Origin of the sequence: Micromonospora fulviviridis, assembly GCF_014648395.1 — a bacterium.
In the GTDB taxonomy this organism is placed as follows: Bacteria; Actinomycetota; Actinomycetes; order Mycobacteriales; family Micromonosporaceae; genus Micromonospora; species Micromonospora fulviviridis.
This window is the reverse complement of sequence record NZ_BMRA01000007.1, coordinates 388862-403870: the sequence shown is the minus strand read 5'-3', so window position 1 is coordinate 403870 and position 15009 is coordinate 388862. Positions and strand designations below refer to the sequence as shown.

Annotated in this window: 12 protein-coding genes; 3 read left to right on the top strand and 9 right to left on the bottom strand. The window is 72.7% G+C overall.

Annotated elements, in window-relative coordinates; genetic code table 11:
* Positions 1-47: 47 nt before the first annotated feature.
* Positions 48-1403, bottom strand: a complete 1356-nt coding sequence (locus IEY96_RS21010) for an MFS transporter (protein ID WP_189196506.1) — start codon at positions 1401-1403, stop codon at positions 48-50.
* A 455-nt stretch (positions 1404-1858) separates the two neighbouring features.
* Here IEY96_RS21010 and IEY96_RS21005 point away from each other — a divergent pair, with 455 nt between their 5' ends.
* Both IEY96_RS21005 and IEY96_RS21000 read left to right on the top strand, forming a co-directional pair.
* Positions 1859-3061: a chymotrypsin family serine protease gene (locus IEY96_RS21005; RefSeq protein WP_189196505.1), complete on the top strand. Its 1203-nt coding sequence runs from the start codon at positions 1859-1861 to the stop codon at positions 3059-3061.
* 200 nt (positions 3062-3261) lie between these two features.
* Positions 3262-4917 (top strand): glycoside hydrolase family 10-like protein, encoded by a 1656-nt coding sequence (locus IEY96_RS21000; protein ID WP_189196504.1) that lies wholly within the window; start codon positions 3262-3264, stop codon positions 4915-4917.
* Here IEY96_RS21000 and IEY96_RS20995 read toward each other — a convergent pair.
* The 7 genes from IEY96_RS20995 to IEY96_RS20965 all read right to left on the bottom strand — a co-directional run bounded on the left by IEY96_RS20995 (position 4886) and on the right by IEY96_RS20965 (position 13235).
* A complete protein-coding gene (locus tag IEY96_RS20995; RefSeq protein ID WP_189196503.1) occupies positions 4886-5815 on the bottom strand; it encodes a DUF817 domain-containing protein in 930 nt (309 codons plus the stop codon). The genes IEY96_RS21000 and IEY96_RS20995 overlap by 32 nt on opposite strands.
* A 10-nt stretch (positions 5816-5825) precedes the next feature.
* Positions 5826-7025 (bottom strand): MFS transporter, encoded by a 1200-nt coding sequence (locus IEY96_RS20990; RefSeq protein WP_189196502.1) that lies wholly within the window; start codon positions 7023-7025, stop codon positions 5826-5828.
* Between the two features lie 174 nt (positions 7026-7199).
* On the bottom strand, positions 7200-7763 hold the full coding sequence (locus IEY96_RS20985) for a RipA family octameric membrane protein (RefSeq protein ID WP_229791745.1): 564 nt from the start codon (positions 7761-7763) through the stop codon (positions 7200-7202).
* Between the two features lie 73 nt (positions 7764-7836).
* Entirely contained in the window at positions 7837-9837 is a 2001-nt protein-coding gene (locus IEY96_RS20980) for a S1 RNA-binding domain-containing protein (RefSeq protein ID WP_189196501.1), read from the bottom strand.
* 5 nt (positions 9838-9842) lie between these two features.
* Entirely contained in the window at positions 9843-10838 is a 996-nt protein-coding gene (locus tag IEY96_RS20975) for a hypothetical protein (RefSeq protein WP_189196500.1), read from the bottom strand.
* Complete coding sequence (locus IEY96_RS20970) at positions 10835-11875, bottom strand: AAA family ATPase (protein ID WP_189196499.1); 1041 nt, start codon at positions 11873-11875, stop codon at positions 10835-10837. Before IEY96_RS20970 ends, IEY96_RS20975 begins: the two co-directional genes overlap by 4 nt.
* Complete coding sequence (locus tag IEY96_RS20965) at positions 11865-13235, bottom strand: toll/interleukin-1 receptor domain-containing protein (protein ID WP_189196498.1); 1371 nt, start codon at positions 13233-13235, stop codon at positions 11865-11867. Before IEY96_RS20965 ends, IEY96_RS20970 begins: the two co-directional genes overlap by 11 nt.
* Positions 13236-13389: 154 nt before the next feature.
* Here IEY96_RS20965 and IEY96_RS20960 point away from each other — a divergent pair, with 154 nt between their 5' ends.
* A complete protein-coding gene (locus tag IEY96_RS20960; RefSeq protein ID WP_189196497.1) occupies positions 13390-14277 on the top strand; it encodes a redoxin family protein in 888 nt (295 codons plus the stop codon).
* 13 nt (positions 14278-14290) lie between these two features.
* Here IEY96_RS20960 and IEY96_RS20955 read toward each other — a convergent pair whose 3' ends face one another.
* On the bottom strand, positions 14291-15007 hold the full coding sequence (locus IEY96_RS20955; RefSeq protein ID WP_189196496.1) for a DUF1223 domain-containing protein: 717 nt from the start codon (positions 15005-15007) through the stop codon (positions 14291-14293).
* Positions 15008-15009: the final 2 nt, after the last annotated feature.

The following is a 15009-nucleotide window of genomic DNA, read 5'->3' as shown; positions in this document are numbered from 1 at the left end:
GCCTCCGCGACGACCGACGCTCCGGCCCGACCCGGGGCTGCCGGTGATCACCGGGCCGCTCGCCCCGGTCCGGGCTCAGCGTCGGACGGCACCCGCTCCGGCGGGGTCCTCGGGCTGGGGCAGCCCCTCGGGCGCCAGGCCCGCCCGGCCGGGTCGTCGCCGGTACCGGACCGTCCGCGCAGGTTGGCGAGCCCGGCCGCCAGTCCGAGGGCGATGGTGCCCGCGGCGCACAGCAGCAGCGTCCGACGGGCGCCGATGCCGGTCGTCAGCGGTCCGCCGAGCATGGTGCCCAGGGGTACCGCCAGCACGAGGACGGCGCTGTTGGCGGCCAGGGCCTGGGGACGTCCCGCGGCGCTGGTGCTGCGCTGGAACAGCGCCATCGACGTGGACATGTAGGGAGCCCAGACGAGGCCGGCCAGGGCGAACGCCGGCAGCGACAGGCCGACGGGCGCGCCCAGGCCGAGCGGCAGCATGGCGACGCCGAACCCGACGACGATGCCGATGGTGGTGGGCCACAGCGGCCAGCGGTGCAGGTAGCCGGTGGCGAGGCCGCCGAGGAGGGAGCCGGCGCCGAACGCCGTGTAGTACAGCCCGAGCGTGGTCGCGGAGCCGCCCAGGTCCTCGGTGACCAGGACCGGCATGGCCACGTAGAACGGGCCGAAGAGGAGGAAGAACCCGAAGGTCAGCCCCAGCAGGCGGCGCAGGGACCGGTGGTGGCGGATGATGCCGAAGCCGGCCGTGCGGGACGGCGCGGTCCCCGGCGGATCCGGCCGCCGGCGGTCGGGGACGGCGAGGCGGTAGGTCAGGGCCAGGACGGCGAAGGTGACCGCGTCGAACGCGATGACCCAGACCGGACCGGCCGCGCTGATGAGGACGCCCGCCAGCGGGGGACCGATGATGGTGGCCGTCTCGCCGATGATGGCGAGGACCGCGTTGGCCGGCAGGTGCTGTCGTTCGGGCAGGAGTTCGGCGATCAGGGTGAAGCGCCCGGCGGAACCCCACGAGTGCAGCAGCGAGGACGCGGCGAGCAGGGTCACGTACAGGCCGATGCTGAGGGCCCCGGCGAGGTGGGCGGCGGGGATCGCCGCGAGCGCGCCGGCGCGCAGGACCGCGTCCCAGCCGGCGAGCTGGGCCCCGCTCCGGCCGCCCAGGAACCGGCCGAAGATCACCGCTCCGGCGGCGCTGGGCAGGGTGTACGCCGCCACCGCGATCGCCGTCCACGTGCCGCGCTGCCCCTGGGGCGCCAGTTGCAGCGCCAGCCAGGTCACCGCGACGAGCGCCATGCCGTCGCCCAGGGCGGACACCGCCAGCCCGGGCAGCACCCGGCGCAGCAGCGGATGGCTCACGACCGGCCAGTAGGGCGAGGAACGCGGAAAGCGGGGCTGCGCGGCGTCGGACGGCATGCCGCCACCCGACACGACGCGGGTCGCGTATCTCAACAGAATCGCCTGAGGGCAGAAGCCCGAACCTGCCGTGCCGGCCGGGCCGGCGATGCGACCTACCGCAGAGGCCGAGCGGCGCTCTTCTTGTTGAGAGACAGCGGAATCCGGTGTTCGGCAAGTCGGAAAAGGCGAGGGCCCGTTCAATCAGTGGTTATTTTCCGACAGCGGTACGGAATTGTGGAAAAGCCCTCACGGTAAAGCATCTTCCCTGTTCAGGCGGGCTCGAACCGGCCATGGTCGCACGGCGGCATCTGTTCGGTAAATGGCTGAGTCCGCTTGGCAGCAGGAGTCTGGTGAACGGGATTCACCGCCGCAGAATTCGAATTCGGCCGGGGAAAATTTCGCCCCGGCGGCTCTCACTTTCAGGAGGTAAATCCATGAGTCGAACGACACCGGGCGGACGCGGAGGTACGGTCGTGCGCCGTACCCTTTTCGCGTTGGCCGCCGCGCTCGTCGCCGTCGGCGCGATCGGAACCCCGGCGGTGGCCGACGGAAAACCCGTCACGCCGTCCACCCAGCCGGCCGAGGCCGTGCCGGGCGGGTTCGCCAGCTGGCGTGAGCTGTTCGCGGTCCAGGACCGGCTCAACGCGGCCGCCGGCGAGATCACGGCCGCGCGCGGTGCGGGCTTCGCCGGCGTGGTCGCCGCGCCGGAGGCCCGCAGGCTCACCGTCTACTGGAAGGGCCGGGTCCCCGGGTCGGTCCGTGACCTGGCCAGGCGGCTCTCCGTGCCGGTGACGTTCAGGCCGGCCCGGTTCCACCAGCGCGAGATGGTCGCCGAGGCGCAGCGGCTCGCCGCCGACCCGCGCGCGGTCTCGGTGGCCGCCAAGGTCGACGGCAGCGGCCTCGCCGTGACCGTCACCGGCGAGGCGCTGGCGTCGGGGAAGCGGGACGTCCTGCGTACCGCGCGGCTGCCGCTCGACGTGAGCACCGCGTCGAGCCCGACGCTGCTCAACCGCCAGAACGACTTCGCCCCGTACTGGGGTGGGGCGCGGTACTACGCCGGCGGCGGATGCAGCACCGGCTTCGGGGTGTACTGGAACGACGCCCGCCAGATCCTCAGCGCCGGGCACTGCGGGGCGAACGGCCAGGTCGCGTACGACGGTGGTGGCCCCACCAACACCATGGGGCCGATCATCAACGACAACAACCCGCGGGACACCCTGATGATCCGGGTCGCGGCCGGCGGCCGGATCTACACCGGGGCGTACAACGCCGCCACCAGCATCGGGGTCGGCGGCGCCGCCTCGGACTACGTCGGCAACTACGTCTGCACCGGCGGCTCCTCCAGCGGCGAGCACTGCAGCCTGCGGGTCAGCGTGGTCAACCAGTTCGTCAACGTCGGCTACGTGATCGGGCCGGTGACGCAGGCCAACCACATCGTCGCCGGGGGCTGCGCGGCCGCGCCGGGCGACAGCGGCGGGCCGGTGTACTCGTACCGCTCGGACGGCCGGATCGACGGGCGCGGCACCGTCTCCGCCGGGGTGACCGGCACGGCGGTCTGCCCGGGCGTGAGCCCCAACGGGTCCAGCACGGTCTGGTACGCGCCGCTGCTGCGGCCGGTGGGTGACGCGCAGATCGGGTCGCTGACCTACTACGGGGCCTCGCTCATCCAGGGCTGAGGCGCCGCCGTCCGGCGCCGGGGCGCGGCGGTCGGCGAACCGCGGATTCCGAGCAGCGTGGGCCGGTCCGACACGGGACCGGCCCACGCCGCCGTCCGGTGTGGTCGCCGGGCGAGCCGTTGACCGGCCCCGCCTTAGGCGACCGTTAAGAAGCGGTTCCGGCCACTTCACCCGGCCGGGGGCGCTGGCAGACTGGGGCGATGCCCTCCGCCCCCGCGCCCGCTCCGCCCGTTCCCCGCCGCCGTACCCGGGCGCTCGTCGCGGTGGTCGTCGCCCTCGCGGTGGCCGCCGCGGTCGGCGCCTGGTCGCTGCGGGACCGGGTCGTCGTCGACGGCGGCGCGCCGTCCTCGGGTGACGGGGCCAGGGTCGCCGGACCGGCGGGCGGTGGCGAGGACTGCGCCGGCCGGCCGGCCCGGGCGACCCGCGAGTTGCGCGGCATGTGGATCACGACGGTGAACAACATCGACTGGCCGAGCCGGCGGGGGTTGCTGGCCGAGACGGCGCGGGCCGAGTTCCGGGGCTGGCTGGACCTGGCGGTGCGGCGCCACCACAACGCGGTCTTCGTGCACGTCCGGCCCAGCGGGGACGCCCTCTGGCCGTCGAACTACGCGCCGTGGTCGGAGTGGCTGACCGGAAGCCGCGACGGCCGCGACCCGGGCTGGGACCCGATGGAGTTCATGGTCGCCGAGGCGCACGCCCGCAACCTGGAGTTCCATGCCTGGTTCAACCCCTACCGGGGCGGCCAACCGGCCACCGTGGGCGGGCCGGGCCCCCGCATCGACCAGCTCGCGCCGACCCACCCGCTGCGGCGGCACCCCGACTGGGTGGCGACCTATCCCAGCGCCGACCGGCCCGGCAGCCGCCTCTACTTCAACCCCGGCATCCCGGAGGCACGGCGGTTCGTCGAGGACGCGATGCTGGAGGCCGTCCAGCGGTACGACGTCGACGGGGTGCACTTCGACGACTTCTTCTACCCGTACCCGGAGGCCGGGCAGGACTTCCCGGACGACGCGGCGTTCGCCCGCCACGGCCGGGGTTTCGCCGACAAGGACGCCTGGCGCCGGGACAACGTGAACACCCTGGTCCGCGAGATGAGCGAGCGGATCAAGGCGATCAAGCCGTGGGTGAAGTTCGGCATCAGCCCGTTCGGCATCTGGCGCAACAAGCGCACCGACCCGGCCGGCTCGGCCAGCGCGGGCCTGCAGAGCTACGACGACATCTACGCCGACACCCGGCTCTGGGTACGGCAGCAGTGGCTGGACTACGTCGTGCCGCAGCTCTACTGGCACATCGGCTTCGGCAAGGCCGACTACGCCAAGCTGCTGCCCTGGTGGGCGGCCACGGTGCGGGGCACCCGGGTGCAGCTCTACATCGGCCAGGCCGACTACCGGGTGGGGGAGCGCGGCGCCTGGCGCGACCCGGCCGAGTTGGACCGCCAGCTCGCCCTGAACCGGCGGCACGGGGTCAGCGGGAGCGTCCACTTCAGCGCCCGGCAGGTGCGCGCCGACAAGCTCGGGGCGGTCAGCCGGTACAGCGACGCGCACTACGCCGCCCCCGCGCTGCTGCCGACGATGGCCCAGCTGCCGGCGGCCCCGCCACCGGCGCCCGCGATCACCGGCGCGCGGCGCCAGGACACCGGCGGGGTGACGCTCACCTGGCGTGGCGACGATGCCATGAGCTTCGCCGTCTACCGCGTGGACGGCGACGCGGCCCGGCTCGTCGGCACCACCCGTGGGGCTGACTGGGTGGACCGCACCGCCCCGGCCGGCCGGACGCTCACCTACTGCGTCTCCGGCCTGGATCGCAGCGCGAACGAGGGCCGGCTCAGCGCACCGGTGTCCGTCGCCGCCGGGTAGCGGCGTCCGGGCGCACGGTGGGCGGCTGCCCGTCGTCGGGCGGCTGGGGCGGCGAGATCCAGGTGACCAGCACCACCGAGATGATCATGAGAAGGAACCAGGAGGCGAGCTTCGCCGGCGAGACCGGGTGCCAGCCGCCCAGCTGGCTGGGGTAGAGCCAGGCGTTCGACCAGGTCGCGATGTTCTCGGCGAGCCAGATGAAGAAGGCGACGAGGAGGAAGGCCAGCAGCAGCGGCATGCGCCACCGGAGCCGGAAGATGCGGAACTGCATGACGCAGCGCCCGAACACGAGCGCGACGGCGGCCATGAGCGGCCACCGCACGTCGAAGACGTAGTGGTTGGTGAAGAAGTTGGCGTAGATCGCGGCGGCCAGCAGAGCCGTCAGCCAGCGCCTCGGGTAGCGGGTGAAACGCAGGTCGAACAGCCGGTTGACCCGGACCAGGTAGGAGCCGACCGCGGCGTACATGAAGCCGCTGAACAGGGGCACCGCACCGATCCTCAGCAGGCCGTCGGAGGCGTAGGACCAGGATCCCACCTGTGTCTTGAACAACTCCATGACCGTGCCGACGAGGTGGAACAGCACCACCACCCGCAGCTCGCGCAGCGTCTCCAGGCGCCCGGCCACCATCGCGATCTGGATGGCGACCGCGGCGAGCGTCAGGAAGTCGTTGCGGGCGAACGCCGGGTCCCTCGGATACCAGAGATGCGCCGCGAAGATGACCGCCAGCATCGCCCCGCCGAAGACGCACGCCCAGGCCTGTTTCAGCCCGAACACCGCGAACTCGGTCAGCCAGCCGGCCGGCCCGTGCCGGGGCAGCCGGGCCAGGACCGCGCGGGAGCGGGCGTCGATCGCACGTTCGGCCGTGGTCAGGGCGGCTGGTCCGGGCGGGTTGTGCATCACCTAGACGCTATCGCGGGCTCACCCCTGTCGGCCGGGCCGTCCCACGCAGCCCGAGCAGCGCGACCGCGGCGAGCACGATGACGGCGACGGCGTACTCCTCGGCGGTCCGGCGCAGACCGCCGCCGTGGACCACGAGGAAGCCGGCGATGACGGTGGGCAGGCCGAAGCCGACGTAGGAGACGATGTAGAGCAGGGAGAGGACGCTGGCGCGCTCGTGCGCCTCGACCAGGGGCGTGACGGTCTTGAGGCTGCCCTGGAAGCCGCCTCCGAAGCCGACGCCGCCGAACGCGAGGCCGACGAAGAAGCCGGCGATGGAGTCCATGGAGACCGACACCAGCGTGATGATCATGCCGAGCACGAGCGCGGCGATGCCGGTGAGCATGACGGTCCGCGCCGGCCGGGCGCGCAGCACGAGGATGGTGACGGACCCGAAGACCGCGAAGATGAAGATGCTCAGGCCCCCGGCCACGATCGACGAGTTCATGAGGGCGCGGACGAGCGCCGGGCCGAGCGCGCCGAAGAACCCGGCCAGGGCCCAGACGGCGAAGACGACCGGGGTGACGACCAGCATCGGCCCGCGTACGGCGCGAGGGAGCGTGATCTCCGGCCGCAGGCTCCGCAGCGCCCCCGCCATCGGCGTGACCGTCTCCGCCATGAGCACGACCCCGACACCCTGGACCAGCAGGACGACGAGCAGGACGAGGTACACCAGCCGCGTCGGCGCGGGCAGGTACTGGACGAGCAGCGCGGAGAGCAGGGCGCCCACCCCGGTGCCGATGCCCGGGGCGATCGAGTTGGCGAGCGTGCCGCGGGACCGGTCGATGTCGAGCATGGCGGCGGCCGCCGCGCCGGTGGCGGCGCCGGCCGCGATGCCCTGCACGACGCGGGCGGCCACCAGCGTGGGTACGCCGCCGGCGAGGACGAAGATGACCAGCGAGATCATCTGAACCGCGATCGCGGCGAGCAGGACCGGCCGCCGGCCGACATGGTCGGAGAGCTTGCCGACCGTGAGCAGGGTGGCCAGCACCGCGACGGAGTAGACGGCGAACACCACCGTGGTGGTGATCGGCGAGAAGTGCCAGCGCGCCTGGTAGATCCCGTAGAGGGGGCTCGGGGCGGTCGACGCGGCCACGAAGGACACGATGATCGAGGCGAGCAGGAGCAGGGCGACGTTCGGCGTGAGGCGCCTCGACTGGACGATGCTCATCAGACCTGCTCCTCGGGTGACCGGCGCGCGGGACGACCCGGTCGCCCTCCGGCCGACCGGGCGCAGCGGAATACCCCGTCCGGCCTGCGGCACGCGGCACGATTCGACCCCCGCGTGTATGGCCGGTTTGTGCCTGAGTTCAGCGAGAAGTCGGTTCCTGGTCGCCGGGAGGGGTCAGGTGCCCGACACGGCCACGACGAAGGCGGCGAGATAGGTGGCCGCGAAGATCGCCGGCACCCACTGCTCCAGGTGGGTCAACGGCCAGTACTTCGCCTTGTCCCTGCCCTCGCCGAGGGCCTTCCACTCCGCCCTCCAGTAGGGCGAGGCCGGCAGCCGCTCCTCCAGCACGCCGAGCACGACGTACTTCGCCGAGTTGAGCTGCCGGTAGGAACGGACCAGGAAGAACCAGGCGACGCACTGCACGACCAGCGCGACCAGCGGAAACACCAGCAGCCACGGCGAGGCCGCCGGCCGGTCCCGCCAGAAGGCGCCGATGAGCGCGAAGGCCGCCGTGTTCAGGGTGAGGAAGAACGTGTTCGTGAGGCTGCGCCGCGCACTGATCCGGTCCGCCATCTCCGCGTACAGCTTGTACTGCTCCAGGATCGCGTTCTGGTAGTCCTTCCCGGCGGCGGCGTAACCGTCCCGGTCGACATCCGGGTTCCACAGCGTCGGACGAATCGCGTCGATCGGCGTCGTCGCGGCGCCGAGGTATCTCGTGAAGATCGTCCTGACGTCCATCGCCACAGTGTGCCGAACCGGCTCACCGGTCGCCAGACCCACGGTGGCCCGGCGGCTGTGGTCGACGCGGCGTTCACCTCAGCCGGACGTGGCCGGGGCCCTCCGCGTCGACCTCCACCTCGGGGACCAGCCCGACCAGCATGTGGCTGAACTTTCCGAAGCCGAGCCACTCCCCGGTCACGGCGGCGCCGAACTCGTCGTTGATCGCCTTTGCCAGGTCGACGAGCCGCATCGGCCCGGGGAGGCCGCCCAGTGTCCGGCGGATGAACTCGGCCACCGCCCCCATCCGCTCGGCGTCGGCGGGCGCCGCGCCCCCGCCACGCGCGGCCGCGCCCGGTGCGAGCATGACCTTCCGGGTCGGTGCGCCCTCGGGAACGCGCGGTTCGGTCGCGAACCAGACCCGATGGCTGTCGTGGTCCACCCTCAGCACCCGCACCAGCACGGTGTCGCCGAACGCCAGGGCCCGGTCGGCCGCGATCTCGCTGACGTGCAGCAGGCCGTCCACGCCGGAGGGTATCGCCACGAGCGCGCCGAACGACATCACCCGGACGACGCGGCCCTCCACCACCGCTCCCTCGGGATACTGGGACAGGAACCGGTCCATCTTGAGGCTCAGGCTGATCCGGCCGGTGTCCGGATCCACGGTGACGACGCGTACCTCCAGCGGTTCGCCCTTCTCGAACCCGGGCGCTCCGTCCCGCCGCCATCCCGGCAGGAACCCCGACTCGTGGACGAGGCCCCTGGCCGTGGGGCCCGCGAAACCCAGGCTCGTCTTGGGAACACTCACGAACAGGCCGAAGTCGGCGGCGTTGATGAACCGACCCACCAGGTCCATACCGGGCGTCAGGATGCCGGTCGTGGTGGTGGCCGGGCGGCACATGATGCGCTGGAGCCGGCGGTCGAAGTTGCTGATCCGGACCTCGACGTCCTCGCCGACCAGCCGGTAGGTCCGCAGACCCTGCTCCTCGACCCAGCCCCGCTCGAACCGCAGGTAGGCGCTGATCGCCCACGCGTCGTGGAACCGGACGATGACCGCCGTCGCCGACATCGAGCGGACGATCTGGGCGCGGAGCGGGCGGGACTCCCGCCAGGCATCCTCCAGCAGGTCGAGCATGCGGTCGACGTCGGCCAGCTCCGGAGGCGGTCCGTCCGGATCGAAGGCCGCCAGGTCGACGGTCGCGCCGGCGGCGTTGCGCAGCCGCACCGGCCCCGACCCGACCGGGATCTCCACGACGCCGTCCGCGGTGTCGACGGTCAGCTCGTGGTCCCGCCGGGGACCACCCGCCGGGCCCGACCCGGTCGCGTCGTCCGGCTCCGGCCAGGTAACCGTGATCGGGCGCAGCGCGATCGCCGGCAGCGGAAACGCGATCCGTCGCTGCCGGCCGATGGGACCAAGCTGGAGGGTTGTGCCGTCGCGGTGGAAGCCCACCAGGGCCGACGGGACGAGCCGGAGCACCTCCTGCAACGGTCCGGACGGGATGTTCTCCATCGGTGGCGGCGGGAGGCGACGGGTCTCCCGGTGCAGTGCCAGGCAGACCTCACTGAGCAGCCACGCCGACGGCGTGTCCAGGACCAGGTCCGGCAGCCGGAACAGCGCACCGGCGGCCCAGTCGAGGATCCGTCGGCGGTCCTCCCGCGCGATGGTCAGCAGGCAGTCGGTGAGCAGCCGGTCGCACTCCTGTCGCGGGTCGTCCTGGCTGAGGTAGGCCCAGACGAGCTGTTCCTCCAGCAGCAGCAGCGGGCTCATGCCCAGGTCGTCGCAGCGGGTGGCGGCGCGCAGCTCCGCCGCCGGAACCACGCCGGCGAGGACCTGCCGGCGCAGCGCCTCGCGCGCGGCCGTCCGGAACTCGGCGGTGAGCTCGACACCGTCCTTCGAGACGGCCTCGACGATGTCGCTCTCGCTGAGTTCGGCCTCCAGGTGCAGCGTCCCCGGGCCCAGGAGAGCCCGGCGGACCTGCCGGACCAGCGGGTACGGCGCGAGCGGCGGGCCGCTCACCAGAATGCCCAGGGTCGTCGCCGGCGAGGGCTCCCATTCGAGCTCACCGGAGAGGGTTTCGGTCCAGGTCGCCGGCACGCCGCTCAGTCCCGGACGAGAAGCTGCGGATAGGGCCGGGCCGTCGGCGTCAGGGGCGCCGCACCGATCAGCACCGTGCAGACCTGCTGACCGTCGCTCATCAGCGACATGGCGAACCGGTGGATGTCGTCCGGGTCGCCCTCCCGCGTCGCCACTCCGACGCCGACGACCATCGTCACGTCGAACTTCGGGTGGGCCTCGTACGGCTTCCAGGTCCACACCGGTCCGGTCCCGCAGCCCCGCGCGGGCGATCCCCGGAACGTCATGAACTCCAGTCTGCCGTCGCTGAACAGCCGGCGGACCGTACGCAGCAGGTAGCGCACGTCGTCCCGGTACGGCCCGGACCGCAGCTGGAGGTCGCTGAGCACGCAGATCCGGTCCGGTTGGCCGAGCCGCCGGGTCGTCGGCACCTGCGTGAGCGGTTCCATCGTGGCGATCGCGTCGACGACGGCGTCCATGTCCGGCTCCGTGCCGTGCCGCCACACCCGCACCAGGCTGTGCAACGTGGAGGACAGGGTGCGGACCGCGAACGCCGGGTCGGTCCGGCGGCCCGCGGCGGCGGACCGGGGCACCGGCCGGTACGCCGTCTGCGGCAGCGGGGCGGCCCGCTGGTCGTCGACCGGGACCACCTGCGCGTCGACCACCGCGGCGATCATGCCGGGAGGCTTGCCCCCACGAACCCGGCCGCCGGCCCTCGGACCGGCTGTCCCCGGTCGCCCGGCACCGTGGCCGGGCGCCGGGGAGGTACCGCCCGGCTCCTCCGCGAACGTGCGCTCCGCCGAGCCGACCTCGTCGTCCGACCAGCCGTCGGCGACCATGCCGACGACACGGTGGTCGATGTCGTCGTCCAGGAGGTCGGCCGGGTCGGCGGCCGCCAGCGCCCCGGCGACCGGCGACGGAACCTGGTCCTCCAGTCGCACCCCGACGAGCGCGAGAGCGCCGTCGAGATCGGCGAGGCGATCCCGGTGGGCGATGATGAGCAGGGCGTCGCGCAGAGTCATGTGGACCACATGCGGTCGCGGCGCCCGTACAGGTCGTGCTTGTGCAGCGTGACCCGTTTGATCGTCTCGAGTGTCCGGTCGTCGAGCCGCCCCTCCTGGGTCAGGTGCAGGACGACCTTCACCAGGTCGAGGAACTCGGCGGTGCTGACGGGACGCTCGTCGGTGGACGCGCCCGCGACCTGGTGGGCGAGGTCGCCCACGAGCGACCGGAGTTCCGCCGGCAGGGCGGGGAAGTACCGGTCGGCGATCTCCACCAGCCGGTCCGGGCCGGGCGCGGGCAGCCGGAGGACGATGCACCGCCGGAGGAAGGCCTCCGGGAGGTCCCGCTCGTTGTTGGTCGTGATGATCGTCAGCGGGCTCCAGTCGGGGGCGTCGGGTGCGGGCAGGACGGTGACGTCGAGGCCCGGGACGGACGCCTGCCGGCTGCCGAGGGGGACGAGCAGCCCGTTGCAGAACGCGCTGTCCGCCTTGTCGATCTCGTCGATGAGCAGCACGGCGCCCGCGTTCGCGGGCTTGTGGTCGACCAGTCGCACGGGCGGACGCGCCGGTTCGAGGTCCGACTCGTGTCCGGGCGTCTCCTGAAGCCCGCGCGCGGCCGCCGAGTCCGGGTTGAGGGCCCACCACAGCGGACCCGGCTCCAGGTAGGGAGCGATGGAGGCCATCCCCGGCCCCTCAGCGAGCCGCTGCGCCTGCGCGTCACCGAGCCGGCGCACGTTGTCCAGCCGGGAGGTGAGGTCGGCCGGCCGGGAGTCGTCCGTGGTGACGAACTCGTAGTAGGCGACGCCGAGGTTGCGGGCGACGTAGCTCGCCAGGCTGGACTTCCCGCAGCCGGGTGGGCCGCCGAGCAGCAGCGGCCGCCCGGTCAGCAGGGCCACCTTCAGCGCCGTCACGATCTCGTCGGTGACCAGGTAGACGTCACCGGACCGGGAGTCGCCGAGCCGGGCCGGGGCGGGCGTCGGGCTGTCGCGGAGGTTGTCCAGGATGTCGAGGGCGCCCGTGAGGTCGGCATCGGTGGGTGCTGCCTGGTCAGTCGACATCGGCGTCCGCCATCTCGGTGCTCAGGGCGCGGATGCGCTGGATCAGGCGCCAGGTCTGCCGGTCGGTCTGGTCGTCGCCGGCCAACTGGATCCGGCGGCCCCGGATGATGGTCGAGTCGGCCGCCGGCTGGGCCGACACGAGGGCGAAGACGATGCCGGGAAAGCGCCGCATGAGTTCGAGGACGACCTCCTTGACGATTCGCGTGGGGACCTGGTCGCACTTGATGAGCGCGAATGCGACGGTGTTCTCGTGCTGGAGGTACCGCTCGACGTCGGCCGGGCCGTCATCCGGATGGAAATGCATGGCGGACCGCAGCCGGTCGTCGTAGCGGGCGATGAGCTCGGCCGCCATGTCCTCGCCGGCCACCCCGCTGAGCTGGGCCATCTGGACGCTGTCCGGAGACGGGCTGGCGCGGAGGACGGCGTGCTGCGCCGGGAGCAACCGGCCCGCGATCAGGTGCACGATGCGGCGTTGCGACGGCGCCTCGCTGACGCTCATGAGGGTGCGGGCGTGGTCGAGGTCGACCCAGAGCGGGACGAGGCGCCGCTTGGCCGACGTGAGGCTTCCCGCCGGGAGGTATTCGGCGATCGTCCGGATCACCTGGTAGGCGACCGGCAGGCTGCTGTTGAGCAGCGCCGCGGCGACCAGCGCGTGCTTCTCGCGGTGGGCCTGCAACGTGTCGAGACCGATCCCCAGCGTCCGCGCCGCCTCCTCCAGGGCGTGCCCGGGCGCCGCCGAGATGAAGTGGGCGACGTCGTTGACCCAGCGGGCCGCCCGGGGCGGCAGCGGCACGACGCCGACCTGGTCGCTGATCTCGCGCGCCGTCTGGCGCGCCGCCGCCTCGTTCTGCTTGCGGTTCGTAGGGGTCAGCACCGACAGCGCGGCGAGGCCCCCGGCCCTGCCGAGCGGGCTGTCGGCGAAGTCGAGGGCGGAGACGTTACCGAGGAGCACCGGGATGATCGGGAGGTCCGGCTCGAGCGTCTTGCGCCAGCCGAGCAGGCGGGCCTCCTCCTGCATGTACTCGGACGTCAGCGCGTCCTGGTCCACCAGCACCACGGCCGCCGAACAGCGGATCAGCGACAGGCATACGGCCTGCTCGAACCGGTCGCCGGCGGCCACCTCGCGCTGGTCGATCCACACCTCGAGCTCTTTGGCCGCGAAACTCTCCGGTAACCGATCCAGAAGTTGGCGCAGATAGCGTTTTCGGTACCGGTGCCGATTGAGGGTGTCGCCGGGCTTCAGCTCGTTCGCGCTCCGCTCTCGACTGGTGTGGCTGATGAATACGCCGGACGAGAAACCGGTGCCCAACAGCGATACGGTGCCCACGGTCGAAGTATAGGAAGGCATCGGAAGCGGCAAATCCGGCTGTGGTCCGGCATTCCTGCCCGACCGCCCGATGTCGACTCACGTCGCGCGCCTTGTCCGGCTTCACCGGGAAGCCCTTCCCACAGTCGGACCGGGTGAAGTCGGCGTTCCGCCTCGCCGGCCCCGGAGCGCGGTTAGCCTCCTTGGCATGGTGCGGCAGATCCCCCCGATCGACGTCCAGCGGTGGGTGAACTCGCCCCCGCTGACCCCCGACGCCCTGCACGGCCGGGTGGTCCTCGTGGACATCTGGGAGTACACCTGCATCAACTGGATCCGCACCGCGCCGTACGTCAAGGCGTGGCACCGGGACTACACCGACCTCGGCCTCACCGTCGTCGGGGTGCACGCGCCCGAGTTCGAGTTCGGCCGGCACGCCGAGAACATCGACCGGGCGATCCGCGACCACGGGCTCACCTATCCCATCGCGCTCGACAACGACTTCACCTTCTGGCGGGCCCTCGGCAACGACGCCTGGCCGGCGAAGTACCTCTTCGACGCGGACGGGCGGTTCGTCGAGCGGTGGGTCGGGGAGGGCGACTACGAGCGGGTCGAGTCGGAGATCCGGCGGCTGCTGGAGATTCGGGCGCCGGGCACGCGGCTGCCCCCGGTCAGCCCGGAGGTGTCGGCGTTCGCCACCACGGGCCAGCCCAGCTACGTCGGCATCACGCCGGAGACCTACCTCGGCGCCGACCGGGGGGTGCCGGGCTCGTTCAGCGTGGCCGGTGACTGGCTCAGCAGCGGCGAGTACGTGGAGCTCGGCTCCGGGATCGGCGAGCTGGCGCTGCCCTTCAACGCCGGCGAGGTGAACCTCGTGGTCCATCCGGGGCCCGCCGGTCAGGCCGCCCTCCGGGTGCTGCTCGACGGAGAGCCGATCGGCGCGGAGCGGGGCGCCACGGTGGGCGCGGACTCGGTGGCGCCGATCGACCGGCCCGGCATGATCCGGCTCGTCGCCGGCGCGTCCCGGGACGACCACCTGCTCACCCTGGTCACCGACCAGCCCGGCTTCCGCGCGTACGTCTTCACCTTCGGGCCGTGACGGGCCGGCGGTCTCAGCCGGACACGTCGACGGCGGCGGCGCCCACCACGGCCCGCTCACCCTCCTGCTGCACGTAGCCGACCACCGACGCCTGCCGGGGATCGAGGTCGGGCGGCACCGTCAGGTCCACCCGCCCCTCGTCGGCGTTCAGGCTCACCGAGGTGAAGGCCCGCACGACGTTGTCCTGCCGCAGCCGGCGTCCGGCGTTCTCGCCCCGGGGGACGTCGTTCTCCAGGCCGCGTTCCACGACGGCCACGTGCAGCATGCCCCGCGCCGGCGGATGCTCGGCCCGGTAGTCCACCACCACGTGCCCGCCGCCCGCATCCCCGACCGTCAGGGCGAGCGGCGTGACGGCCGCCGCCGACAGCGCGGACGCGATGGCCTCCGCCGCCCGCCGGCGGTCCGAGCCGACGAACTCGGCGGTGCCGTTGACGACCATCTGCGGCGTGTAGAGGTGCCCGGTCCCGAAGGCACGGGCGTACGCCTCCTGCCGGGCGGTGTACGCCGCGGCGGCGTAGGGGTCGGGCCAGCCCAGGTGGTCCCAGTAGTCGACGTGGAAGCCGAGGGCGAAGACGGGCTCGCCCCGTTTCCGGGCGTCCCGTTCGATCTCGGTCAGCACCTCCTCGGCGGGCGGGCAGCTCTCGCAGCCCTGCGAGGTGAACATCTCCACGACGGCGAAGCCGCCGTCGCCCGCCTGCGGCGGCGGTCCCGTGGGCGAGAGGTCCGTCATGG